The sequence below is a fragment of the Halomonas sp. C10-5 genome, from assembly GCF_057169305.1.
In genome coordinates, this window is the sequence record NZ_CP175665.1 from 697269 (window position 1) to 721978 (window position 24710).

The window sequence follows — 24710 nt, forward strand, 5'->3', positions numbered from 1 at the left end:
CTAGGCTTGTTCTTGTATGAAGTGTTTATCAGCGACGCTGATGTATACTTCAATAGACCTGTCGGCATGGCAGTGTCAATGCTGCGGTATTAGACCAAGGTGGATCCCCTAAGGGAATGGAGGAAGTCGCGCCATGAAACGCTCCAACGCACAGCGCCTCAGGGACGCCCTCGAGGACGACATCATCAACGGTCGGCGTACCCCGGGGGAGCGGCTGGATCCCGACGCGTTGTGTCGCGAGTTCGGGGTGTCGCGCACGCCGGTGCGCGAGGCCGTGCAGCAGCTGGTGGCCAGCGGCCTGGTGACGGTGTCGCCCAAGAAGGGCACCTTCGTGGCCCGGGTGGGCATCGACGAGCTGATCGAGATGTTCGAGGTGATGGCCGAGCTGGAGGGGATGTGTGGTCGCCTGGCCGCCCGTCGTATCGGCGAGGCCGAGCTGGAGGAGCTGCGCCAGGCCCATGAGCGTTGCGAGGCCGCCGCCAGGGCCGGCGACTCGGATGACTACTATTACGAGAACGAGGGCTTCCACGACTGCATCTACCGCGCCAGCCACAACGGCTTTCTGGCCGGCGAGGCTCGCCAGCTCAAGCAACGTCTCAAGCCCTACCGGCGTCTGCAGCTGCAGGTGCGCCAGCGAATCGGCTCCTCGCTGGAGGAGCATCGCGAGATCGTGGCAGCGATCGAGGCAGGGGACGCGGCGCGTGCCGAACAGGCGATGCGCGGCCACGTGCTCATCCAGGGCGAGCGCTTCAGTGACTTCGTCTCCAGTGTGCGGCGATTCGGTGCCGACAGGCAGGCCGGCGCCGGGGAGGTCGCGGCTCCCTGAACCCTGGGCTCGGAACCCTGGCCTCGGAACCCGGACTCAGCCCAGCAGCATCGGCACCTCGCCCGCCTCGAAGGCGAGCAGCCAGCGCTTGCGGCCGATGCCGCCGGCGTAACCGGTCATGCGCCCGTCGCTGCCGATCACCCGATGGCAGGGCACCACGATGGCCAGGGGGTTCCTGCCGTTGGCCGCACCCACGGCACGCTGGCCGCCCTTGCTGCCGAGCTGCTCGGCGAGCTCGGCATAGTTGCGGGTCTCGCCATAGGGGATTCCCTCCAGCGCGGCCCACACCCGGCGCTGGAAGTCGGTGCCGCGGGGGGCCAGCGGCAGGTCGAAGTCGCGGCGGGTGCCGGCGAAGTACTCGGCCAGCTGCTCGCATGCCAGCTCGGTCAGGGGCCCCGGGCGTGGCGGCTCCTGCTGTTCGCTGACGAAGTCGATCTCGGTAAGCCCCTCGGCGTCGGCGCGAATCAGGATCAGCCCCAGGGCGTCCGCGTCCGGGGGGCGATAGTAGTCGAGGGTGTCGTGGTTCATGTCATGCTCCTGCCGGTACGTTCGGCGTCGCGGGTCCTGTAACAGGAGTCTAACGCGACTCGTGGCGATGGGCAGGACGAAATCGGCCCCGCGGGAAGTCCCGCGGGGCCGATTTCGTTCCAGCGAGCGCTCGTCACACCAGCTCGCGGTTCTCGTCGCGGGCCTGGCGGCGGTCGCGGATCACGGCGCGGCAGATCAGGGCCAGCACGCCCAGCGTCAGGGCGGGCCAGATCAGCACATAGAAGGCGAACAGTGTCGTCATGGTGACGTCTCCAGTTGAGTGTCGCTGCGGTGCCGCCGGGCGGCACCGCTCGAATGGGAGCAAGCCCGCGTATTCAGCGCTGGGCGGCGAGGCCGGCAGAGACCGGGATCGCCTCGCCCGCGTCGGGCTCGGCCTCATGGCTGTCGTAGTCGCCCACCCGGTCGCCGATGGTGGCGAAGTCGAAGTTCTCCTGGCGGCTGGTCAGGCTCATCACTACGCACACCAGGGTGCTGGTGCCGTAGGCGGTCAGCGAGGCGAGCAGCACGGTGTAGTCGCGCAGGAAGCCGGTGGCGAAGATCAGCATGGCGATCAGCGCCAGGGTTCCGGCGATGAAGCCGGCGGTGCGGCCCAGGAAGCCGAACACCATCAGGCCGATGATCACGCCGCCGCCGATGCTGGCCAGCAGTTCGAAGAACAGCCCGCCGGGGCCGGCGAGGTCGACAAGCTCGAAGCGGGCGGCGCAGAACAGCACCATGGCCACCAGCACCGAGGTGGTGAAGGCGGCGTTGGTCACCCGGTTCCAGAAGCAGCTGGCGATCACCGGGAAGACGATGGCTCCCCACAGCGCGCCCACGAACACCAGCATCACCAGGATATCCAGCGAGAAGCTGGCGAAGACGATGCCCACCATGGTGGCGGTGATCATGGTCAGGCGACCCACCAGCAGCATGCGCTTGGGATCGGCCTTGCCGCGGGCGATGTTCTTGCCATAGACGTCGGCCATCATGATCGCCGACAGCGCCGAGAGGTCGGAGTCGGCGGTGGAGGAGAGCGAGCCGATCACCAGGATGAAGAACAGCGCGATGAACACCGGCGGCAGGTAGCCTGAGACCATCTGCGGGATCAGGTTGTTCATGTTGCCGTCGAGGGGCTGCACGCCCAGGGTCAGGGCCATCAGGCCGATCATACCCAGGCCGATGACGATGGCGCCGTAGCCCACGGTGGCGGTGAGGAAGGTGGGCTTGATGTGGTCCTCGTTCACCGCGAACAGGCGCTGGGAGATGGTCTGGTTACCGATGGCATAGGCCAGCACGGCGACGAAGAAGGGTGCGCCCTGCTGCAGGATCGCCTCGCTGGAGAAGAAGTTGGCCTGCTCGGCTGTCAGGTTGTCGAGGCCGGCGACCAGCTCGCTGGGGCCGCCCATGGCGAAGAACACCGCGGGAATGATCACGATGGCAATGGCCATGAGCGCCACCAGCTGGGCGAAGTCGGTCAGCACCGAGGCGCGGAAGCCGGACCACAGGGTATAGAACAGCACGCCGACGCCGGCGATGATCACCCCGGCCTGGAAGGAGAGCGGCGAGAGTACCGAGACCAGCGCGCCGGCGGCGGTGAAGTTGACCATCAGGCTGATCACGCTGCCCAGCACGTTGGAGAGGGCGAGGATCAGCTGGCTGGAGGAGCCGTGTCGGGCGTGGATCAGCTCGCCCAGGGTGTGGGCGTTGGGGGCGAGCTTGCGGAAGCGCCGGCCGAAGGGGTAGATGAAGAGGATCATCAGCGCCCCCCACAGCCCATAGTGGATGGGGCCCGAGACGCCATAGGTGTAGCCGGAGGTGGCCGCGGCGTAGAAGGAGGCCGCCCAGATCCAGGTGGCGGTCATGCTGGCCGCGCCCATGCCGAAGCCGATTCGGTGGTTGGAGACCATGTAGGCGTCGGCATCCTCGTTCTTCTTGCGGATGCCGAGCGTCATCAGGTAGGTGCCACCGTAGAAGGCGAGCAGCAGCAGGATGACGGTCAGGGTCGAGAACTGGTAGAGCGTTTCGCTGTTCAAGGGCAATCCCTCGGTAGATGGAACGGACACGTCTCTTACATGTCGGTCCAGGCCGCATGTCGGACGCAGTGGCAGAGGTGGGGCTGGTTTGCCGAATGGCCGGGCGAGCTGTCGAGCGCCCAGGCGAGAGCCTGCGCAGTCGGCAAGGGCGCGGCGGGGCTATCGGCAAGGTACGGCGAAAGGGCCGTGGGTAAGGCTTACCCCAGCGCGGGGGAGGCAGGTGGCGGGCGGCGCGGCATGCAGCGGCCCTTGTCGGCGTAGTGTAGCGACATGGATTCCTTCTCTTTCGATGGCGTCGTCGACGGTCAGTCGAAGGTACGGCGATCCAGTCTGCGGTGAGGCAAGACCAGGTTGGGCAGGCAGCGTGGCCGTGGCCCGTCAGGGATCGATTGTTGTATACATTGTCCTGATCCGGGGCCGTATACCCTACCCACCCGAATGACGAATGTCCAATCTGCCCTGATCGAGGGGGTAACGGGCCTCAGCTCCTGCGAAAACGACGAGATGCAAGAAGGTGCCCTCCCCGCGCCGGCTCCCGGCATGCGGTCATGCTGCCCGCCACCACCAGCGCTGACGCCACCGGCAGCCGCCAGTCCGGTGTGGCCACGCCGGCCAGTACCAGAAACAGAGTGGCCAGCACCGGCACCGCATGGGCCAGGTTGCCGACCCGGTGGCCGAGCGGGTCGCGCATGGCGCGGTCCCAGGCCAGCATCGCCAGCCCGTAGGGCCCCAGCCCCAGGCTGACGGCGACCATCAGGACCTCCAGCGAGGGCAGCGCAATGGTGCCCTCCAGGGCCAGGCTGGCACTGCCGGTCAGCACGCTGGCGATCAGCAGCAGGTGCGGCATGCGCTCCCCCAGGCGCCAGGCCGAGACGCGAGCGGCCAGGGAGTAGAGCGCCCAGCACAGTGCCCCGAGTGCGGCCAGCAGGTAGCCACCCCAGGCGCCGGAGACCCCGCCGGCCAGCGCCTGGGGTGCCACCAGCAGGGCCGCGCCGGAGAATGCCAGGCCGGCACCGACCAGGCTGTTCGCCGTCAGCCGGCCCAGCACCAGCCACTGGCTGGCGAGCAGGAACAGCACCGGCCAGGTGTAGAGGATTAGCGCTGCCTCCTCGGCGGGGGCCAGGGTGAAGGCGGCGAAGCAGGCCCCCACCGCACCGGTGATCAGCAGCGGCACGCCCAGGTAGACGAGCACGTCGTGCAGGGGGCGAAGCGGGGCATCCCGATGGCGTCGACGGCGTGCCATGGGCAGGGTGCCGAGGGCGCCGGCGAGCAGGGCCAGGGCCGAGAGACGCAGCGGCGGAAGCTCGCCTGCCTGGGCGGCCAGCAGCGGTACCAGCGCCCACAGCACCACCGCCAGCGCCGCGGCGCCACCGCCGAGCCAGGGAGAGTGGGTGAGATGCGAGCGGTGCAGCTGCATGGTCGGGCCTCCTGATGGAGTGGTCGTGGGCAGTTGGATGCTGCCGCCATGCTAGCCGTGCCATACTCATCACGATAACGATCATTATTGAAGCTATTCATCAAGGAGAATGATGAAACAATGCGTGCCCCGACCCTCGACCTGAGCCTGCTGCGCACCCTGGTGGCGGTGGCCGATACCGGCAGCGTCACCGCCGCGGCGCGGCGCCTGGCCTATACCCAGTCCACGGTGAGCATGCAGCTCTCGCGCCTGGAGGCAGCGCTTGGCGTGGCACTTCACGAACGGCAGGGACGGCGTATCCGTTTCACCGCCGAGGGCGAGCGGCTGCTGGGGCATGCGCGACGGCTGCTGGCGCTCAACGACGAGGCGCTGGCCGACATGCGTGCCCGGCGTGTCACCGGTGAGCTCAACCTGGGGATTCCCGAGGACTACGCCCCGCTGCTCACCGCGGTGTTCTCCTGGTTCCACCAGCTCTATCCGGATGTGGGGCTGCAGGTGACCTGTGGCACCAGCACCGACCTGGTAGAGCGGGTGCGCGCCGACGAGCTGGACCTGGCCCTGGTGACTCGTCAGCGGCGCTCACCGGGTGGCGAGGTGATCCGTCGTGAGCCCCTGGCCTGGGCAGTGGGGCTGGAGCGCCAGCCGCCGCTCTCCGATCCGCTGCCGTTGGCGCTCTACTCCCCCGGCGCCGACCTCTTCCGTGAGGTGGCGGAGGATGCCCTGGCCGCCGCCGGTCGTACCTGGCGGGTGGCCTATACCAGCCAGTCCATGGCCGGGCTGGCGCCGGTGGTGCAGGCGGGGCTGGCCATCGTGGTGGTTACCCGAAGCATGCTCGGTCCCCAGTTGCGCGCCCTGGATGAGTCCAGCGGCCTGCCGGCGCTGCCCGCGGTGGAACTGGCCCTGCATCGTGCCGCCCGACGCCCCACCGAGCCGGCCCGGCGCCTGGCCGAGCTGATCCGCGAGGCGCTGGCACCGATGGCTGCGGACTGAACCCGCTATGGCGGCAATAGGTCGAAAGCCGAAATCCCGAGCGTTATACTCGGGTATTCACGCCCCAACCGCCGACCGGAGCCGCCATGTTTCCCGAGTTCAGCCTGCGTTATGCCCGCCTGCCCGAGCGCTTCTATCTGCGCTTTGACCCGGTGCCGGTGCCCGAGCCGCGGCTGGTGGCCTTCAACCGGCCGCTGGCGGAGGCGCTGGGCTTCGACCTGACGACCTTCGATGAGCAGCGTGCCGCCGAGTGGTTCTCCGGCAACGTCGTGCCGCCGGGCGCCGACCCCGTCGCCCAGGCCTACGCCGGTCACCAGTTCGGTCACTTCAACCCTCGCCTGGGCGATGGCCGCGCCGTGCTGCTCGGCGAGGTGGTCGACCGCGAGGGACGGCTGTGCGATATCCAGCTCAAGGGCGCCGGCATGACCCCCTTCTCCCGGGGCGCCGACGGTCGCGCGCCGCTGGGGCCGGTGCTGCGCGAGTACCTGGTCAGCGAGGCGATGCACCGGCTCGGCGTGCCCACCACCCGGGCACTGGCCGCAGTGACCAGCGGCGAGCGGGTGTTTCGGCGGGTGCCGGAGCCCGGCGCGGTGCTGACCCGGGTGGCCTCGAGCCACCTGCGCGTCGGCACCTTCCAGTACTTCGCCGCCCGCGACGACGTGGAGGCGGTACGCACCCTGGCCGATATGGCCATCGAGCGCCACTATCCGCACCTTCTGGGCCCCGAGCTCGCCGAGGGGACCGAGGGCGAGCGCTACCTGGCCCTGCTGGAGGCAGTGGCAGAGCGCCAGGCGGCGCTGGTGGCGAAGTGGATGGGGCTCGGGTTCATCCACGGCGTGATGAACACCGACAACTGCGCGATTTCCGGCGAGACCATCGACTATGGCCCCTGCGCCTTCATGGAGACCTACTCGTCGACCATGGTATTCAGCTCCATCGACGAGCAGGGGCGCTACGCCTATCGCAATCAGCCATGGATCGCCCAGTGGAACCTGGCACGCTTCGCCGAGACGCTGATTCCGCTGATCGACGACGACCAGGAGGCGGCGATCGAGAAGGCCACCGCGGTGATCGAGCGCTATGAGACACGGTACGAGGCGGAGTGGCTGGGAGTGGTGCGCGCCAAGCTGGGGCTGGCCGGGGAAGAGGAGGGCGACCGCGCGCTGGTCGAGGCCTTCCTCGAGACGCTCGCGGCCGGCCGCGCCGATTTCACCCTGGCATTTCGTCGCCTGAGTGAGGCACTGCAGGAGGATGCCCCCGCGCTGCTCGAGCTGTTCGAGGACAGCCAGGCCCTGCGCGAATGGCTGCCGCGCTGGCGCGAGCGCCTGGCACGGGAGGCGGGCTCGCCCGAGGCGGTCGCCGCGCGCATGAACGCGACCAACCCGCTCTATATTCCCCGGAACCACCAAGTGGAGCGGGCGATCGCCGCAGCATCCGAGCATGACGACTTCGTCCCCTTCGAGGCCCTGCGCGAGGTGCTGGCCGAGCCCTATGCCGAGCAGCCCGGCCGCGAGGCGTACGCCGAGCCGGCGCCTGCCGCCGAGCGGGTGCTGCGCACCTTCTGCGGGACCTGAGCCATCGCGGCCAGCCATCTGTAAACAAAAAAGACGCCCGGGTTTCCCCGGGCGTCTCTGTCTCGGTACCTCGGTACCGGTCTTTCTCTATCGGCATTGTGGCCGGGCGATTGCCCGGCGCAGGCAGCCTTACTTCTGCAGCTTCTCGACGTCGAAGCGGTCGGCGTTCATCACCTTGGTCCAGGCCTTGACGAAGTCCTTCACGAACTTCGCCTCGTTGTCGTCCTGGGCGTACACCTCGGCGTAGGAGCGCAGGATGGAGTTGGAACCGAACACCAGGTCGATGCGGCTGGCGGTCCACTTGGCCTGGTCGCTCTGACGATCGCGGATCTCGTAGGTGCCGTTGCCGGCCGGCTTCCAGGCGTAGGCCATGTCGGTCAGGTTGACGAAGAAGTCGTTGGTCAGCTGACCCTCGCGATCGGTGAACACGCCGTGCTTGCTGCCGCCGTGGTTGGTACCCAGCACCCGCATGCCGCCGATCAGCACGGTCATCTCCGGGGCGGTCAGGCCCATCAGCTGGGCGCGGTCGAGCAGCATCTCCTCCGGCTTGACGATGTAATCCTTCTTCTGCCAGTTGCGGAAGCCATCGGCCAGCGGCTCCAGCGGCTCGAAGGAGTCGGCATCGGTCATCTCGTCGCTGGCATCACCACGACCCGGGATGAAGGGCACCAGGATATCGTGGCCGGCGGCCTTCGCGGCCTGCTCGATGCCCACGCTGCCGCCCAGCACGATCACGTCGGCCACGCTGGCACCGGTCTCGGCGGAGATCTTCTCGTAGGCCTTGAGCACTTTTGCCAGGCGTGCCGGCTCGTTGCCCTCCCAGTCCTTCTGCGGGGCCAGGCGGATACGTGCGCCGTTGGCGCCGCCGCGCATGTCGGAGCCGCGGAAGGTGCGCGCGCTGTCCCAGGCGGTGCTGACCATCTCGCCGATGGAGAGGCCGCTCTCGGCGATCTTCTGCTTGACCACCTCGATGGAATAGTCGGTGCTGCCGGCGGGGACCGGGTCCTGCCAGATCATGTCCTCATCCGGGGCGTCCGGGCCGATGTAGCGAGACTTGGGCCCCATGTCGCGGTGGATCAGCTTGAACCAGGCACGGGCGAAGCAGTCCTTGAAGTACTCGGGATCCTGGCGGAACTTGTCCAGGATCTTCCGGTAGTCAGGGTGCATCTTCATCGCCATGTCGGCGTCGGTCATGATCGGGTTGTGGCGCTTGGAGGGATCGCTGGCGTCGACCGGCTTGTCCTCCTCCTTCATGTCCACCGGCTCCCACTGCCAGGCACCGGCGGGGCTCTTCTTGAGCTCCCACTCATGATCGAGCAGGGCGTCGAAGTAGCCCATGTCGAACTGGGTGGGATTCTTGGTCCAGGCACCCTCGATGCCGGAGGTCACCGCGTTGGCGGCCTTGCCGCCCATGTTGGGGTTGGTCCAGCCGAAGCCCTGCTCCTCGACGTCCGCGGCCTCGGGCTCCGGGCCCAGGGCGGCGGCATCGCCGTTGCCGTGACACTTGCCGACAGTGTGGCCGCCCACGGTCAGCGCCGCGGTCTCCTCGTCGTTCATCGCCATGCGGGCGAAGGTCTCGCGTACCTGTTCGCCGGTCTTGATCGGGTCGGGCTGACCGTTGACACCCTCGGGGTTAACGTAGATCAGGCCCATCTGCACCGCGGCCAGCGGGTTCTCCATGGTGTCGGGCTTGTCGACGTCACCGTAGCGCTCGTCGGAGGGAGCCAGCCACTCCTTCTCGGCGCCCCAGTAGATGTCCTTCTCGGGGTGCCAGATGTCCTCGCGTCCGAAGGAGAAGCCGAAGGTCTTGAAGCCCATGGATTCGTAGGCGACGTTGCCGGCCAGGATGATCAGGTCGGCCCAGCTGATCTTGTTGCCGTACTTCTTCTTGATCGGCCACAGCAGGCGGCGCGCCTTGTCCAGGCTGGCATTGTCCGGCCAGGAGTTGATCGGTGCGAAGCGCTGGTTGCCGGTGCCGCCGCCGCCGCGGCCGTCGGCGATGCGGTAGGTCCCCGCCGCGTGCCAGGACATGCGGATGAACAGGCCGCCGTAGTGGCCCCAGTCGGCCGGCCACCACGACTGGCTGTCGGTCATCAGGGCGTGCATGTCCTTCATCAGCGCGTCGAAGTCGAGCTTGCGGACCTCCTGGCGATAGTCGAAGTCCTCGCCCATCGGGTCGGTCTTGCGATCATGCTGGTGGAGGATGTCCAGGTTGAGTGCTTCCGGCCACCAGTCCATGTTGTCGCGGCCGGCCGCGGTGTTGCCTCCGTGCATGACCGGACACTTGCCTGCGTTCTGCTGATCACCCATGTTGCTCTTCCTTCCTGTCTGCGTTGAGGAGCTGCCACCTTTGTATAGACGATGGCACTCCGGCGGGGCAATGAGCCTGGTCAACTCTCGGCCACAAGACTGTCTGTGCCCTGGCTCATTCCCCTGTGGTCACCTCCAAGCTACTCCCTGTGGATCCATCAGGACAATGCGAGATTGCCGACCCTGGCGATAGCAAATCTCTATCGTGGTTCGGCGCCAGGGCTGCCACGCCCGCCACGCAGCCGAAGGCTGAAAAAGGGACCGCCGGAACAGGCCCAAGCGGTCCCTCTGTTGCCATTCCACCCTGGGGTGATGGCCGGGTTCGGCGTTGCCGCGTGGGCGCCTCGCCGCAGGGCGTCAGTCCGCGCCGATCGCGGGTATCACCAGCGCCTTCGCCTCGCCCATCAGGAAGGCACGATTGGCCTCCAGCGCCTCGCGCAGGAAGTCCCACAGCAGGCGCACCCTGGCCAGCTGGCGCTGCTCCTGGCGGGCGGTGATCCAGAACTGGCGATCGACCGCGATCTCGTCTTCCAGCACGTTGCACAGGGACGGCGACGTGCTGGCCATGAAGCAGGGCAGCACGGCGAGCCCGATATCGTGGAGGGCGGCCACATGCTGGGTAGTCACGCTGGTGCTGCGCAGGGGGAAGTGTGGCGGCTGGCCCACCACCGCCGGGTCGAGCAGCGGCGCCAGATAGCTGAGCTCCTCGCTGAAGATCAGGTCGTCCACATAGCCGATCAGCCGGTGGCGGCCCAGCTCGGAGAGCTGCCGGGGGACCCCGTGGCGCTCGAGATAGCCCTGGCTGCCGTAGAGGCGCAGCCGGTAGTCGCAGAGCCGCGAGATCACCAGCCCCGGGCTGACCGGGCGCTCCAGGGTGATGGCGAGGTCCGCCTCGTGGCGGCTCAGGTTGACCACTCGGGGCAGGGCGAGGAGGTCCAGGGTGACGCCGGGATGGCGTTCGCAGAAGGCCGAGAGCAGCGGTGCGATCACCCAGGTGCCCAGGCCCTCGGTCACCCCCAGGCGGATCTGGCCGCTGATCTGGTGGTTCTTGTCGGTCAGGCTCTCGCCGGCCTCGAAGGCGTGGCGGGCCATCTCCTCGGCGTGGGCGAGCAGCTGCTGGCCCGCCTCGGTGAGATGGTAGCCGTGGGTGCTGCGCTCGAAGAGCTGGGTGTTGAGCTTCTGCTCGAAGCGCCGGGTGCGCCGCGACAGGGTGGAGTGGTCCAGCCCCAGGCGCCGGGCGGCATCGGTGAGCCGCTGGCTGCGGGCCACTTCGAGGAAGATCTGGATGTCGTGCCAGTCGAGCATGCTGGGTGTTCCCGGTCGGCGATGGTTGTGCATCAGTGCACAAGCAATGTGCCCGAGTACCCGTTGTCACGCCATGCGACCTCTGGATAGACTCATCTGCATAGTCTTCCGTGTTTTTATACACACAAAGTCTAATGTCGGGTGACGGCAGCGAGCGCCGCGGCGCTCCACAACAACAAGCCAGCACCCTGACAGCGACAGCATCCAGAGGAGTACGCCCATGTCAGTCCGCGAAATCCCCATGTATATCGACGGCCAGCACGTCCAGTCCCAGAGCCAGGAGTGGCGCGACGTGGTCAATCCGGCTACCCAGGAAGTGGTCGCCCGGGTGCCGTTCTGTACGCCCGAGGAAGTCGAGCGTGCCGTGGCCAGTTCCAAGGAAGCCTTCAAGACCTGGCGCAAGGTGCCGCTGGGCAAGCGTATGCGCATCATGCTCAAGCTGCAGGCGCTGATTCGCGAGCACACCGACGAGCTGGCCGCCCTGATCACCGAGGAGCACGGCAAGACCCTGCCCGACGCCGCTGGCGAGGTGGGTCGCGGCCTGGAAGTGGTGGAGCACGCCTGCTCGATCACCTCCCTGCAGCTGGGTGAGCTGGCCGAGAACGCCGCCAACGAGGTGGACGTCTACACCATGCACCAGCCGCTGGGCGTGGGTGCCGGCATCACCGCCTTCAATTTCCCCATCATGCTGCCCTGTTTCATGTTCCCGCTGGCCATCGCCACCGGTAACACCTTCGTGCTCAAGCCCTCCGAGCAGGATCCCAGCTCCACCATGCGCCTGGTCGAGTTGGCCCACGAGGCGGGCATCCCGGCCGGTGTGCTCAACGTGGTCCACGGCGGTCCGGACGTCGCCAACCAGATCGCCGACCACCAGGATATCAAGGCGCTCTCCTTCATCGGCTCCACCCACGTGGGCTCGCTGCTCTACAACCGCGCCGCCGCTGCCGGCAAGCGCATGCAGTCGATGATGGGTGCCAAGAACCACTGCGTGGTGATGCCCGACGCCAACCGCAGCCAGGCCATCAACAACCTGCTCGGTTCCGCTTATGGCGCCGCCGGCCAGCGCTGCATGGCCAACTCTGTGGTGGTGCTGGTGGGCGAGGCCCGCGAGTGGCTGGAGGATATCGTCGAGGGCACCCGCAGCATGAAGGTGGGCCCCGGCACCCAGACCGACGCCGACCTCGGCCCGCTGGTCTCGCCCCAGGCCAAGGAGCGCGTCGAGCGCCTGATCACCGCCGGCGAGAAGGAGGGCGCCAAGCTGCTGGTGGACGGTCGCGGCTACCAGGTAGAGGGCTACCCGGACGGCAACTTCGTCGGCCCGACCCTGTTCGCTGATGTGACCCCGGAGATGACCATCTACCGCGAGGAGATCTTCGGCCCGGTGCTGTGCGTGGTGAGCGTCGAGACTCTGGACGAGGCGATCGAGTTCATCAACGCCAACCCCAACGGCAACGGCACCTCCATCTTCACCAACTCCGGCTGGGTGGCTCGCCGCTTCGAGAGCGACATCGACGTCGGCCAGATCGGTATCAACGTGCCGATCCCGGTGCCGGTCGCCTACTTCAGCTTCACCGGCTCGCGTGCCTCCAAGCTCGGCGACCTGGGTCCCAACGGCAAGCAGGCCATCGCCTTCTGGACCCAGACCAAGACCGTCACCGCTCGCTGGTTCGAGCCGGAGAACGTCTCCAGCGGCATCAACAGCACCATCTCGCTGGGCTGATACCCTCTGCTCGGTGACAGCGCGGCCCCGCCTCGAGAGAGGCGGGGTCGCGTGCTTTTGTCACCCTCTTTCGACCGTCGGTGTATGGACAGAAAGGTGACGTTGACGTTAACTGGAATAGTCTTATAACAAGCACAATCAGGAGCCAACATGACCACCCCTATCAGCCGCTTTCCCGTACCCGAATCGATCCAGGACCTGCCCGAGGACATCCGTGGCGCCATGCTGGCGGTGCAGGAGAAGGCCGGCTTCGTGCCTAACGTCTTCCTGATGCTGGCCCACCGGCCGGCCGAGTTCCGCGCTTTCTTCGCCTATCACGACGCCCTGATGGAGCGGGAGTCCGACACGCTGACCAAGGCGGAGAAGGAGATGATTGTGGTGGCCACCAGCGCCCGGAACCGCTGCCTCTACTGCGTGGTGGCCCACGGCGCCCTGGTACGTATCTACAGCAAGGATCCGTTATTGGCCGACCAGGTAGCCGTCAACCACCGTACGGCACCGATCAGCGAGCGCCACCGCACCATGATCGACTTCGCCATGCACTGCAGCCTGGAGGTGGGAGAGCTCACCGACGAATGGGAGGCCCGCCTGGCGGACGCCGGCTTCACCCGCGATGACATCTGGGACATCGGCGCCATCGCCGCCTTCTTCGGCCTCTCCAACCGGCTGGTCACCCTGACCGGCACGCCGCCCAACGAGGAGTTCTATCTGATGGGGCGGGTGCCGCGAGAGAAGAAATAGGCTTTAGCGCGACAAGAATCGCTGATAACGCAGTTCCAGTGCCTCCTGGCTCGGCTTATCTCTAGCGTGTCTGGGGATGGAGATTCGCTGGCCGTCGAGCTGCTTCATGCTCTCAAGCAGAGGCCCATCCTGAGTCGAGAGCAGCTCATCATTCAGGTGGATGCGGTAGTTGGGGTCAATGCCGATCAAGTCAGCATCGTAAGCCCTATGATGCAGCCGGCTGAGGGATATGCCATTGCTCACTTCTGCGGTGCTGTCCTGATCGATGTCGGGAATAATATGTGCCGCCTCCAGTAGTTGTGGCACTGGCAGCCCCGTCATGGCGCAGCGGTTGGAATATGCCAGCATCACTCGCGCACGGAATTCAGCCTGATGAACCCGCGTTTTGGCTTCACGGATTACGTAGCGCTTCTCTATCTCATCCGTCCTGTAGGCGCCATGGTTTTCTGCGACATGGCGCATCTGGCCAATTCGGTCGTTCATGCTGACATGGCATAACTCTCTGGCCAGGTCCATGTTGTCGATGTAGCAGGGCCATAAAGGAAGGTAGCGGCCTGGAGCGACGCCCACTAGGTAGATGATCGGATCCTGTCGCTCGTAGCTGATTAAGAGCTGGCGATTCGCGGGCTTGGCTGTTCCTCCTGCCTCAAGCGAATACCAGAAGCCACCCTCGTCGCTAGCACCATCGGAATAGATATTGATCCTGCCCTGCTTGGGGACCACGGTTTTGATACTCAGGATGCCATCTGGCATCTGCTTGGGTTTGAAGATGCCGATTGCTCTGCTGGCGATGAAGAAAGACTCCCCATCCAAGGGGACCGGCTGGGCAATGGCCTCCCAGGGCACATCATTCGAGTATTGTTGTGCGATGGCTTCAAGGCGCTGAAATGCTGCTTGGCGAAGACGAGTATCGATATTCAGCAAAGCTGGCTCCCCGCTCTATGCCGATAGTATCCACTCATACTAATCAAGAGGGGTGGCTTGTACACCGTTGCGCGTATTGAGCGCTGTGAAGATCCTCTGCGCCGACGAGTAGTTGAGCATGTCTCGCTGGTCCACTGGCAGGCAGGACTCTGTCTCGCTATGATGCCTCCGGTCACGCCTTGCCGCTGTGCGCGGCGTGACCTCACAAATCATTCACTTGTCGCCAGGGGAGTCCCGCCGCATCTGCGGGGGCTGAGAGGGCCATGCGCCGACCCTGGAACCTGATCCGGTTAATACCGGCGGAGGAAGTGCGACATGCCCTACCTGACGTCTGCCGTGCTCGGCGCGGCGCTGCTGTGCTTTGCTTTCCTGGGCCTGCGGGCCCGCCGGGCCGATGGCCCCCTCGATGACTACGTGACTGCCCGCAATTCCCAGGGTGCCCAGGCCATCGGCCTGTCGTTCCTGGCCTCCGGCATGGGCGCCTGGATCCTCTTCGCGCCGCCGGAGATCGGCGCCTTCGTGGGGCCGGTGGCGCTGGCCGGCTATGCCATCGGCTCTTCTCTGCCCTTCATCGTGCTGGGGCTCTACGGCCCGGCGATCCGCCGCCACCTGCCGCAAGGCCGCAGCATCGGCGAGTTCGCCGAGGCCTGCTACGGCGCCGGGGTGCGCCGCTGGGTGGCCTTCGTCTCGGTGGCCTACATGGCGCTCTTCCTGGCCGCCGAGCTTACCGCCATCGGTGCCATCGCCGGCATCCTCTCGGATGTGCCGCCCGCACTGGTGATCCTGGGGCTGGCGGTAGTCACCCTGGTCTACACCACGCTCGGCGGTCTGCGGGCGAGCCTCGCCACCGATCGCTGGCAGGCCTGGCTGCTGCTGGCCCTGCTGGTGCTGGTGGGTGGCGTGGCCTGGTGGTGGCTGCCGCCGATGCCCGCCGAGGCGACGATGCCTGCCATTCCCGCTGGCAGTGCGCTCTCCGTGGCGCTGACCCTGGTGATCGCGGTCACTGCGGCCAACCTCTTCCACCAGGGCTACTGGCAGCGGATCTGGGCCGCCGAAGATGATCGCGCCCTGAGCCGAGGGGCGCTGCTGGGCGGCGCCAGCAGCCTGCTGGTGGTGATGGCGATCGGCGGGCTCGGCATGCTGGCGGCGATGCACGCGCTGCCGCTGGGCGAGCCGCCGATGCCCTTCTTCGCGCTGCTCTCCGCGGCGCCGGCCTGGCTGGGCCTGCCGGCGCTGGTGCTGGCGGTGACCCTGGTGGCCTCGAGCGTCGATACCCTGCAGAACGCCATCGCATCAATGGCGGTGGCAAGCAGCGGCCGGCGCGGGCTCTCGGTGCGCGCCGCGCGCCTGGTGACGGTGGCGCTGATGGTGCCGGTGGTCTGGGTGGCCCTGCAGGGCTTCTCGGTGCTGCGCCTCTTCCTGATCGCGGATCTCCTGTGTGCGGCCATCGTGGTGCCGGTGCTGCTGGGGCTGTGGCGACGCATGTCGCCGCTGGCCGCGGTGGTCGGCGGCGTGGCCGGCATGCTCGGGGCCATCGTGCCGGGCTGGATCGCGCAGGGCAGCCTCGCCGCCGGCGTGCTGGCGGCCACCTTCCCCGGCAGCATACCGACGCTTCCGCCTTTCCTGGGGGCACTGGTCGGCTCGACGCTCGTCAGCCTGTTGGTCGCCTGGTGGCGTCCGGGCGCGAGGTTCCAGCCCGCCCGCGAAGGAGGCGCCAGATGAACACCCGCGCCGATTTCAACGCCTGGGCCGCGCAGCAGGACGCGCCGCGCCTCACCGACTGGCTGCGCGAGATCAGCGAGCCCGACTGGTCTTCTACCGTGAACCATCCGCTGTTCGACGCCCTGGCCGAGGGGCGGCTTTCGGGTGATGACTTCGCCGCCTACATGGCGCAGGACTACGGCTTCGTGGATCCCTTCACCGCGCTGATCGGATTCGCCATCGGCCGTGCGCCGTGCATGGCGGACCGGGTGGTGCTGGGGCAGTTCATGGGCATGCTGACCAGCGACGAGAACAGCACCTTCCAGCGCACCTTCGAGGCCTTCGGAGTCCCGGCCTCGACGCCCGAGGCGCGGGCCTGGCTGCCCGAGACCCGGGCCTTCCAGGCGCTGCTGCGCGAGACCGGTGATGGAGGCGGCTACGCGGAGATCCTGGCGGTGCTGGTGGTCACCGAGTGGGTCTACCTGGAGTGGGCGCTGCGGGTGACGCGTGCAGGCGACCTGCACCCGCTGATGGGGGAGTGGATCGACCTGCACGACAACCCCGCCTTCCAGGAGTTCGTGGCCTGGCTGCGCCGCCGCCTGGAGGAGGAGGCGGAGACGCTGGATGACGCCGCCTTCGCCCGCATGGCCGAGCGCTTCCGCGAGACGGTGGCCAGGGAGCGCGCCTTCCACGATGCGGTGATGCCGCGCTGAGCGCACTGGGTGCATGGCCGTCGGCATGCCCGCGTTGCTGCGCAAGGAAGGCGGGAAGCCTCCTTCAGTCGAGGAAGAGATCGGCGGGTAGCCCGAAGCGCTGGGTCAGGGCCTTGATCTGGCGCACGTTCAGGCGCCGCTTGCCGTTCAGGATCTCCGAGATCACCGATTGGGTGCCGACTTCCGGCAGGCTCGACTGGTCGAGGCCGTGCCACTGCATCAGCTGGCGGAGCATGTCGGCCCCCCTGACGTCCGGCATCGGGCGATGGGCGTCGTCGTACTCCTCGATGAGGTCACCCATGTGTGAGGCCAGGCTTGCCAGGGGGTGCTCCTCGTCGTCTCCGACCAGCTCCAGCAGCTCATCGAGCGCTGTGACAAGGGCATCGTAGTCGTCTTCTGATTCCGGGGCATTGAGCAGGGGGGCCACGAAGCGCCAGTGTGCGGCCGCCTGTTGGACGATGTTGGTCATGTTCACTCCTTCCAGGTGCCCCTGTCGTATTCGGTATGGTCGAGGACGTGCTGGATATAGACCTTCTTGAATCGATAGTGCACCACTGCGATGAGGCGAATCTTGTTGCCACCGATATCGAAGACATGCTGTCGGCCGACCTTGTCGGTGGCGGGAAACAGCGCCTTCATCTCGGCAAAGCTGCCGGGTTCGCTCGACTTCATTAGCCGATACCAGGCATCCAGGGAAGAGGCGGCCTGGGGCCATTTCTGCTTGGCTTCCCAGATGCGTTTCTGGGTGATGACATGCATAACGGCTGCTCTATCGCATTATGCGATAAATAGTAGCCGTCCACGTATCATGTGGCAAGGTTGGCAGGTCGTCCATGGACAGCTACATGGCTTGCGGTCCACCCTCTGAGGGTCACGTCATCTTCACAGGAGCCCTGCCATGAGCGATACCCCGAAGGACCCCCGCCGCCGTCATTCCGCCCCGGTGGTGGATGGCCCCGGCAAGGCGGCCAGCCGCGCCATGCTGCGTGCGGTGGGCTTCACCGATGAAGACTTCAGGAAGCCTCAGGTGGGCATCGCCTCCACCTGGAGCAACCTCACCCCCTGCAACAGCCATATCGACGAGCTGGCCCGCCATGCCAGCGACGGCGCCGACGCCGCCGGCGGCAAGGGGGTGATCTTCAACACCATCACTATCTCCGACGGCATCGCCAACGGCACCGAGGGCATGAAGTACTCGCTGGTGTCGCGGGAGGTGATCGCCGACTCCATCGAGACGGTGGCCGGCTGCGAGGGCTTCGACGGCCTGGTGGCCATCGGCGGCTGCGACAAGAACATGCCGGGCTGCCTGATGGGCCTGGCGCGGCTTAACCGCCCCAGCGTCTTCGTCTATGGCGGCACCATCCTGCCCGGCAAGGGCCACACCGACATCGTCTCGGTGTTCGAGGCCATGGGTGCCCACAGCCGCGGCGACATCGACCTGATCGAGCTCAAGCAGATCGAGGAGACGGCGATCCCCGGGCCGGGCTCCTGCGGCGGCATGTACACCGCCAACACCATGGCCTCGGCCATCGAGGCGCTGGGCATGAGCCTGCCGGGAAGCTCCGCCCAGAACGCTGTCTCCAACGACAAGCGCGAGGATTGCGAGGCGGCCGGTGCCGCGGTGCTCGAGCTGCTCGAACGCGACCTCAAGCCCTCGGACATCATGACCCGCAAGGCCTTCGAGAACGCCATCACCGTGGTGATCGCCCTGGGCGGCTCCACCAACGCGGTACTGCACCTGATCGGCATGGCCCGCACCATCGGGGTGGAGCTGAGCCTCGAGGACTTCACCCGCATCGGCCGCCGCGTGCCGGTGGTGGCCGACCTGCGCCCCAGCGGCCACTACATGATGAGCGAGCTGGTGGCGATCGGCGGCATCCAGCCGCTGATGAAGACCCTGCTCGATGCCGGCCTGCTCCACGGCGACTGCCTCACCGTGACCGGCAGGACCCTGGCCGAGAACCTGGCGAGCGTCGCTCCCTACCCCGACGACCAGACGATCATCGCGGCGCTGGATGCGCCCATCAAGGCGGAGAGCCACCTGCGCATCCTTTTCGGCAACCTGGCGCCCGAGGGGGCGGTGGCCAAGATCACCGGCAAGGAGGGCACCCGCTTTGCAGGCTCCGCCCGGGTGTTCGGCTCCGAGGAGGAGGCCCAGGCGCGCATCAACGACGGCACCGTGGTGGCCGGCGACGTGGTGGTGATCCGCTACGAGGGGCCGCGCGGCGGGCCCGGTATGCGCGAGATGCTCACCCCCACCTCGGCGATCATGGGCCGCGGGCTCGGCAGCGAGGTGGCGCTGATCACCGACGGGCGCTTCTCCGGCGGCAGCCACGGCTTCGTGGTGGGCCACGTGACGCCGGAGGCCTTCGACGGCGGCCCGCTGGCGCTGGTGGAGGATGGCGACCGCATCACCATCGACGCCGAGGCCGATACCATCGACGTCGACCTCTCCGACGAGGAGCTGATGCGACGCCGCGCCGCCTGGCAGCAGCCGGCACCGCGCTATACCCGCGGGGTGCTGGCCAAGTATGCGAGGCTGGTCAGCTCGGCCAGCACCGGGGCGGTGACCGACGTCGAGTCGTCGTCGTGACGAGCGCTAGCCATGGCGATGCCTGAACTCGGGGTCCACTCCGAGACCGGCACCCTGCGCCAGGTGATCGTCTGCCGTCCGGGGCTGGCCCATCGTCGGCTGACGCCCTCCAACTGCGATGTCCTGCTGTTCGACGACGTGTTCTGGGTCAAGCAGGCCCAGCAGGATCACGGCCTTTTTGTCGACGTGATGCGGGCCCGGGGTGTGGAGGTGCTCGACGTCAACGACCTGCTGGCCGAGACTCTGGATGGTGGCGAAGGCCGCGCCTGGGTGCTGGACCATCGGATCACCTGGAACCAGGTCGGGGTGGGCATGGTGGCGGACCTGCGCGCCTGGCTGGACGAGCTGCCGAGCGCATCCCTGGCCGAGTTCCTGATCGGCGGGCTGGGGGTGAGGGACCTGCCCTTCAACCCGGCAGGGCTGTTCGGCAACCATCTGGGCCATTCCGGCTTCGTGCTGCCGCCCCTGCCCAACTTCCTGTTCACCCGCGACAGCAGCGCCTGGATCCATGGCGGCGTCACTCTCAACCCCATGCGCTGGGATGCCCGCCGGCCGGAGACCCTGCTGATGGCGGCCATCTATCGCTTCCATCCGGCCTTCGCCGGCGGGGCGGAGGTGCACTGGGGGGATCCGCTGGCCGACCACGGCCTGGCGACCCTGGAGGGCGGCGACATCATGCCGGTGGGGAACGGCACGGTGCTGGTGGGCATGGGCGAGCGCTCCTCGCCCCAGGCCATCGGCCAGCTGGCGAAGGCGCTGTTTGACAGCGGCACGGCCGAGCGGGTGATCGCCTGCCAGCTCCCCCGGTCCCGCGCGGCCATGCATCTGGATACCGTGTTCACCTTCTGTGGCGGCAACGTGGTGACCGCCTTCCAGGAGGTCGCGGAGGCGGTGGTCTGCTATGACCTGCGTCCCGGCGAGGGCGACAGGCCCCTGGCATTCCGGCGCGACCCGCGCCACCTGTTCGAGCTGGTTGCGGAGATCCTCGGCTACCCGACGCTGGAGGTGGTGCCCACCGGTGGCGACAGCCCGGAGGAGCGGGAGCGCGAGCAGTGGAACGACGGCAATAACGTGCTGGCACTGAGCCCCGGGGTCGTCGTGGGCTATGACCGCAACGACGACACCAATGCGGCGCTGGAGGCCGCAGGCATCGAGGTGCTGGCCATTCCCGGCGCCGAGCTGGGCCGTGGCCGCGGGGGAGGGCGCTGCATGAGCTGCCCGACCCGACGTGATCCTGTCTGACAGGGGGAATCGGCATGCTGGTAGTGGCGGCACTGGGTGGCAACGCCCTGCTGAAGCGTGGGGAGCCGCTGACGGCAGCGGCGCAGCGACACAACGTGCAGGTGGCCGTGCGGGCGCTGGCCGACATCGTGCGCGCTGGTCACCAGCTGGTGATCACCCACGGTAATGGCCCCCAGGTGGGGCTGCTGGCGCTGCAGGCTACCGCCTATCAGCCGGACGAGGCCTATCCACTGGACCTGCTGGGGGCCGAGACTGAGGGCATGATCGGCTACATGATCGAGCAGGAGCTGGAAAACGCCCTCGACCATGACCGGCCGGTGGCCACCCTGCTGACCCAGGTGGTGGTGGATCCCCGGGATCCCGCCTTTGCCCATCCCACCAAGTTTGTCGGGCCGGTCTACGAACGGGCCGAGGCGGAGCGTCGCGCGGCGGCGGCCGGCTGGCGCATCGCCCGGGACGGTGACAAGTGGCGTCGGGTGGTTCCCTCGCCGAGGCCGCTGGAGATTCCGGACCTGCGGGTGCTGCAGCTGCTGCTCGCCCAGGGCGTGGTGGTGGTGTGCGCCGGGGGTGGCGGGATTCCGGTGCTGCGCCGGGACGATGGCTGCCTGGTCGGTGTGGAAGCGGTGATCGACAAGGATGCCGCCAGTGCGTTGCTGGCTCACCAGCTGGGTGCGGATGCGCTGCTGTTGCTGACCGACGTGGACGGTGTCTACCGGGATTACGGCACGAATGCCGCGACACCGCTCTCCGCCCTGACGGTGGCCCGGGCCCGCGAGATGGAGCTGCCTGCCGGTTCCATGGGGCCGAAGCTGGCGGCCGCCTGCGACTTTGCCGAAACGGGTGGCATCAGCGGCATCGGCCGGATGGCCGATGCCGTGGCGATCCTCGAGGGCAGGGCGGGAACACGGGTGTCGGCGGATGCTCCGCAGGGCGACAGCCGGGGCTGATGCTGTCAGCCCCTGGGTGTCCCCGGCGGGGCTTACCGACTGCCGGCGTCGTCTCGGGCGGGGTCAGGGCTCGCAGCTGGCGGTATGCCGTAGGCGCAGGCGGTTGCGCAGATGGCGTGCCAGGATGTCCACGCCGATATTGAGCAGCGCGGTGATCAGGATCAGGACCATGGCCCGGTCGAAGCGGATCTCCTGGATGGCGCTGTCGACATAGAAGCCCAGGGTGGCGATGCCGAGGATGCCGAGGATGGCTGTCTCGCGCATGATGATCTCCCAGCGGTAAAAGAGCAGGGCCAGGAAGGGACCGTAGAGCCGTGGGGTCAGCTCGAAGGCGTAGCGTTCGATGCCGCGCGGGGCATCGGCACGCAGCATGATCTCGTTGCTGCGCTGGCCCACCAGGTGGCCGATGATGCCGCCATTGTGGATGGCCAGTGCCACCACCGCCGGCAGCATCGAGGGGCCCCACAGCTGCAGCAGGATGAAGGCCAGCAGGTACTCGGGGGTCGAGCGCAGGATCACCAGCACCGCGTGGCCCAGGACGCCGCGCACCCGGCCGGAGAGATGGCGCCCCGTGAAATGCGACGAGACCAGCGGGTAGAGCGCCAGTGCCAGCAGTCCGGTCGCCACCAGGGCGATCTGGGTCAGCAGCAGGGTATTCCAGATGCCCGGCAGCGCCTCGTTGACGAGCAGGTCCCCCAGCCAGGGCATGAGCCCGGCGACCCCTTCGCCCTGCCGCAGCGGCTCGGGAACGATATCCTCGGTGAAGAAGCGCGAGACGCTCTGCCAGCGGATCGGCAGCCCCTCGCCGAGCAGGAAGGGGGCGGCCAGCAGGTAGAGGGGCAGCAGGCGCGGGCGGGCCCACAGCCTGAGGGTGGCGATCAGCGCATAGAACAGCAGCAGCAGCGCCCCCACCGTGGTGTACTGGCCCTGGGCGAACGAGGACTCCAGGTAGAAGCCCAGGGTGGGCATGCCCACGAAGCCCAGCACGGCGCTGGAGCGCAGGCCGCACTCGAGCCGGTAGGCGGTGTAGGTCGCCAGATGTGGCCAGGCCTGGCTGAAGCGGGTGTAGGCGAGGGCCGAGACCACGCCGGTGCCATGGGGGATCACCTGCGCCGGCTGTGGGTCGCTCTCGTCGAGGATCTCGGCATAGACCTTGGCGAAGATGCCGGAATAGGGAATGGCGATGGCGAGCACGCCGGTCAGCGGGTGCAGGCCGAAGAACTGCAGGAAGATCAGTGCCCAGAACAGCTCGTGGATGGCGCGGATGAAGGCGCAGGTGGTGCGCACCGCGCGATGGCGAAACACCAGCGCCAGCAGCAGCCCTGCCACGGCCCCCAGCCCCACGCCGACGAAGGCGAAGGCCAGGGTCCGCACGATCGCCTCGCCGAGGTAGTCCACGGCGGAGAAGTCGGGCTGTGCCAGCCCCAGGAACAGCCGCCCCAGCTCCGCCCAGGGGTCGTGGGCGCTGATCTGGAAGTCGGCCAGCAGCAGGCAGGCGATGGCCAGTGCCACGAAGCCCAGGCTGGTGCGCACGGTTGCCGAGTGCCACATGATCAGTAGAGCACCAGCAGGTCCCGGGCGCTGAGCCTGTGGCTCGCCTCGTCCAGGGCGATCCTGCCCTCGACGATGCCCACGACCCGGTCGGTGTAGCGCAGGGCCAGCTCCACGTCATGCATGGCCAGCACCGCGGTGGGGTAGGCCTCGCCCAGCGCGCTCAGTACCCGCTCGGCAAGCGGGCCGTCGAGGGCCGAGATCGGCTCGTCGGCGAGCAGCAGGTCCCCCCGCTGGTGAATCGCCCGGGCGGCGGCGACGCGCTGGCCCTGGCCGCCGGACAGCTCGCCGACCGCGGTCCAGCACTTGTCGGCGATGCCGAAGCGCTCGAGCAGCGGCATGATGGCCTCGATATCGCGGCGGAAGGGGCGCGCCAGGCTGACCAGGTTGTACCAGGTGGGGTGCCTGGCGAGCCCGCCCATGTAGACGTTGTGGAACACGCTCAGCGAGGGCACCAGGCCCAGCTGCTGGGGCATCAGCGCGGCCCCGTGGTGTCGCCAGCGCTGCTGCATGACCCCCAGCAGCGTCGACTTGCCGGCGCCGCTCCTGCCAACCAAGGCCACCCGCTCGCCCCGCACCAGTGTCAGGTCGAGCGGGCCGATCACGCGCGCCCCGCCGTAATCGGCCACCACATCGGTGAGGGCAAGGGCGGTCATCAATCGAGGATGTCGAGCTGCTGGCCGACCTGGTGGATGATCTCGTAGTCGGCGTTGTCCACCGGGATGAAGCCGGAGCGCGGGAAGCTCTCGAGCAGCTCGGGGTCATCCATGTCGAGCAGCGCCTGCTGGACGCGATCGGCGAAGCCCTCGCCGAAGCGCTCGTCGACGTCGCCGCGGATCGTCCACTGGTAATCCGGGTAGGTCGGGGTCTGCCATACCACCTTGACGCTGTCGGCATCGAGGTTGCCGGCCTCGAGCTCGTTTTCCCACACGGTGTAGTTGAGGGCGCCGAGCTGGTAGGCCCCGGAGGCGACCAGCGAGGCGGTGCGGCTGTGGTTGCCGCTGAAGCCGACACGCGAGAAGACCTCTTCCGGTGCCTCGCCGAAGGCCTCGCGCAGGTAGTGCTCGGGCATCAGGCGTCCGGAGGTGGAGCCCTTGGAGCCGAAGGTGAAGGTCATGTCGCGCATGGCCTCGACCAGCCCCTCACCCTCTTCCAGGCCGGTGCTCTCGTGGGCGATGAAGTAGGTCCGAAACTCGGCGTCCTCGACGCCCTGGGCCAGGGCTCGGGAGCCGGGCACGCGCTCGCGGGCCTGCACGCCGGAGAGGCCGCCGAACCAGGCCAGCTGCACCTGATCATTGCGGAAGGCGGTGACCGCCGCGGCGTAGGACTTCACCGGCACGAAGCGCACCTCGACCTTGAGCTCCTCCGCTAGGTAGTCGGCGACCTTCTGGAAGCGCTCCTGCAGGCGTGTCTCGTCCTCGTCGGGGATAGCGGTGAACACGAAGGGGCTGGCAGCGACAAGCGAGGAGGCGAACATCAGCGGCAGCGCCGCCGCCAATGCGTGAGGCAGGCGTCGAAGCATGGGGTAATCCTTGTGGGGGGAGCGCGCGCCATGATAGCAAAAAAACGCCCGGGCTTCCGATATCGGATAGCCC

General features: G+C 67.5%; 22 protein-coding genes and 1 riboswitch. Of the genes, 10 read left to right on the forward strand and 12 right to left on the reverse strand.

Translation table 11 applies throughout. The features are described from left to right. The first annotated feature begins 133 nt into the window (after positions 1-133). Positions 134-826, forward strand: a complete 693-nt coding sequence (locus tag ACJ7IV_RS03290; RefSeq protein ID WP_483865746.1) for a GntR family transcriptional regulator — start codon at positions 134-136, stop codon at positions 824-826. A 36-nt stretch (positions 827-862) separates the two neighbouring features. Here the strand turns inward: ACJ7IV_RS03290 and ACJ7IV_RS03295 are convergent, their stop codons facing one another. The 4 genes from ACJ7IV_RS03295 to ACJ7IV_RS03310 form a co-directional block, all read right to left on the reverse strand. Next, positions 863-1354, reverse strand: coding sequence for a methylated-DNA--[protein]-cysteine S-methyltransferase (locus ACJ7IV_RS03295; RefSeq protein WP_483865747.1), 492 nt, complete (start codon positions 1352-1354; stop codon positions 863-865). 133 nt (positions 1355-1487) lie between these two features. Next, a complete protein-coding gene (locus ACJ7IV_RS03300) occupies positions 1488-1616 on the reverse strand; it encodes a putative transporter small subunit (protein WP_483865748.1) in 129 nt (42 codons plus the stop codon). 73 nt (positions 1617-1689) lie between these two features. After that, positions 1690-3387, reverse strand: a complete 1698-nt coding sequence (locus ACJ7IV_RS03305; protein WP_483865749.1) for a sodium:solute symporter family protein — start codon at positions 3385-3387, stop codon at positions 1690-1692. A gap of 481 nt (positions 3388-3868) precedes the next feature. Then, positions 3869-4804, reverse strand: coding sequence for a DMT family transporter (locus ACJ7IV_RS03310; RefSeq protein ID WP_483865750.1), 936 nt, complete (start codon positions 4802-4804; stop codon positions 3869-3871). A 120-nt stretch (positions 4805-4924) separates the two neighbouring features. On the opposite strand from ACJ7IV_RS03310, the gene ACJ7IV_RS03315 reads away from it, so the two are divergent. Then, positions 4925-5794, forward strand: coding sequence for a LysR substrate-binding domain-containing protein (locus ACJ7IV_RS03315; protein ID WP_232911343.1), 870 nt, complete (start codon positions 4925-4927; stop codon positions 5792-5794). Between the two features lie 86 nt (positions 5795-5880). Beyond that, on the forward strand, positions 5881-7368 hold the full coding sequence (locus ACJ7IV_RS03320; RefSeq protein WP_483865751.1) for a protein adenylyltransferase SelO: 1488 nt from the start codon (positions 5881-5883) through the stop codon (positions 7366-7368). A gap of 129 nt (positions 7369-7497) precedes the next feature. Here ACJ7IV_RS03320 and katG read toward each other — a convergent pair whose 3' ends face one another. Together katG and ACJ7IV_RS03330 are read right to left on the reverse strand one after the other, a co-directional pair. Beyond that, positions 7498-9678 (reverse strand): catalase/peroxidase HPI, encoded by a 2181-nt coding sequence (katG, locus tag ACJ7IV_RS03325; RefSeq protein ID WP_483865752.1) that lies wholly within the window; start codon positions 9676-9678, stop codon positions 7498-7500. Positions 9679-10035: 357 nt separating this feature from the next. Next, the gene (locus ACJ7IV_RS03330) at positions 10036-10983 is read right to left on the reverse strand and encodes a LysR family transcriptional regulator (protein WP_483865753.1); all 948 of its coding nucleotides are present in this window, start codon (positions 10981-10983) and stop codon (positions 10036-10038) included. A 220-nt stretch (positions 10984-11203) separates the two neighbouring features. On the opposite strand from ACJ7IV_RS03330, the gene ACJ7IV_RS03335 reads away from it, so the two are divergent. Together ACJ7IV_RS03335 and ACJ7IV_RS03340 are read left to right on the forward strand one after the other, a co-directional pair. Then, positions 11204-12703, forward strand: a complete 1500-nt coding sequence (locus tag ACJ7IV_RS03335; protein ID WP_483865754.1) for a CoA-acylating methylmalonate-semialdehyde dehydrogenase — start codon at positions 11204-11206, stop codon at positions 12701-12703. A 150-nt stretch (positions 12704-12853) separates the two neighbouring features. After that, a complete protein-coding gene (locus ACJ7IV_RS03340) occupies positions 12854-13444 on the forward strand; it encodes a peroxidase-related enzyme (RefSeq protein ID WP_483865755.1) in 591 nt (196 codons plus the stop codon). 3 nt (positions 13445-13447) lie between these two features. Here the strand turns inward: ACJ7IV_RS03340 and ACJ7IV_RS03345 are convergent, their stop codons facing one another. Next, a complete protein-coding gene (locus ACJ7IV_RS03345) occupies positions 13448-14368 on the reverse strand; it encodes an HNH endonuclease (protein WP_483865756.1) in 921 nt (306 codons plus the stop codon). Positions 14369-14583: 215 nt separating this feature from the next. Further along, a riboswitch (TPP riboswitch) is annotated at positions 14584-14694 on the forward strand. Between ACJ7IV_RS03345 and ACJ7IV_RS03350 the strand changes: the two genes are divergently transcribed. Together ACJ7IV_RS03350 and ACJ7IV_RS03355 are read left to right on the forward strand one after the other, a co-directional pair. After that, positions 14684-16090: an SLC5/6 family protein gene (locus ACJ7IV_RS03350; RefSeq protein WP_483865757.1), complete on the forward strand. Its 1407-nt coding sequence runs from the start codon at positions 14684-14686 to the stop codon at positions 16088-16090. Its footprint overlaps the riboswitch before it by 11 nt. After that, positions 16087-16782 (forward strand): TenA family protein, encoded by a 696-nt coding sequence (locus ACJ7IV_RS03355; RefSeq protein WP_483865758.1) that lies wholly within the window; start codon positions 16087-16089, stop codon positions 16780-16782. The genes ACJ7IV_RS03350 and ACJ7IV_RS03355 overlap by 4 nt, the downstream gene beginning before the upstream one ends. 64 nt (positions 16783-16846) lie before the next feature. Here the strand turns inward: ACJ7IV_RS03355 and ACJ7IV_RS03360 are convergent, their stop codons facing one another. Then, positions 16847-17251: a helix-turn-helix domain-containing protein gene (locus ACJ7IV_RS03360; RefSeq protein ID WP_300273734.1), complete on the reverse strand. Its 405-nt coding sequence runs from the start codon at positions 17249-17251 to the stop codon at positions 16847-16849. Between the two features lie 2 nt (positions 17252-17253). Next, positions 17254-17541 (reverse strand): type II toxin-antitoxin system HigB family toxin, encoded by a 288-nt coding sequence (locus ACJ7IV_RS03365; protein WP_282038712.1) that lies wholly within the window; start codon positions 17539-17541, stop codon positions 17254-17256. Between the two features lie 139 nt (positions 17542-17680). Between ACJ7IV_RS03365 and ilvD the strand changes: the two genes are divergently transcribed. The 3 genes from ilvD to arcC are packed head-to-tail and all read left to right on the forward strand — an operon-like array spanning position 17681 to position 21564. After that, entirely contained in the window at positions 17681-19375 is a 1695-nt protein-coding gene (gene ilvD, locus ACJ7IV_RS03370; protein ID WP_483865759.1) for a dihydroxy-acid dehydratase, read from the forward strand. Between the two features lie 12 nt (positions 19376-19387). Next, positions 19388-20617 (forward strand): arginine deiminase, encoded by a 1230-nt coding sequence (locus tag ACJ7IV_RS03375; protein WP_483865760.1) that lies wholly within the window; start codon positions 19388-19390, stop codon positions 20615-20617. Positions 20618-20631: 14 nt separating this feature from the next. After that, the gene (gene arcC, locus ACJ7IV_RS03380) at positions 20632-21564 is read left to right on the forward strand and encodes a carbamate kinase (protein ID WP_483865761.1); all 933 of its coding nucleotides are present in this window, start codon (positions 20632-20634) and stop codon (positions 21562-21564) included. A gap of 63 nt (positions 21565-21627) precedes the next feature. Here the strand turns inward: arcC and ACJ7IV_RS03385 are convergent, their stop codons facing one another. Genes ACJ7IV_RS03385 through ACJ7IV_RS03395 form a run of 3 tightly spaced genes read right to left on the reverse strand, consistent with a single transcriptional unit; the run spans position 21628 to position 24637 of the window. Further along, positions 21628-23115 (reverse strand): PhnE/PtxC family ABC transporter permease, encoded by a 1488-nt coding sequence (locus ACJ7IV_RS03385; protein ID WP_483865762.1) that lies wholly within the window; start codon positions 23113-23115, stop codon positions 21628-21630. 2 nt (positions 23116-23117) lie between these two features. Beyond that, positions 23118-23771 carry an ATP-binding cassette domain-containing protein gene (locus ACJ7IV_RS03390; protein ID WP_483865763.1) on the reverse strand — a complete coding sequence of 218 codons (654 nt, stop codon included), beginning with the start codon at positions 23769-23771 and terminating at the stop codon, positions 23118-23120. Then, complete coding sequence (locus tag ACJ7IV_RS03395) at positions 23771-24637, reverse strand: putative selenate ABC transporter substrate-binding protein (RefSeq protein ID WP_483865764.1); 867 nt, start codon at positions 24635-24637, stop codon at positions 23771-23773. Before ACJ7IV_RS03395 ends, ACJ7IV_RS03390 begins: the two co-directional genes overlap by 1 nt. Positions 24638-24710 lie beyond the last annotated feature (73 nt).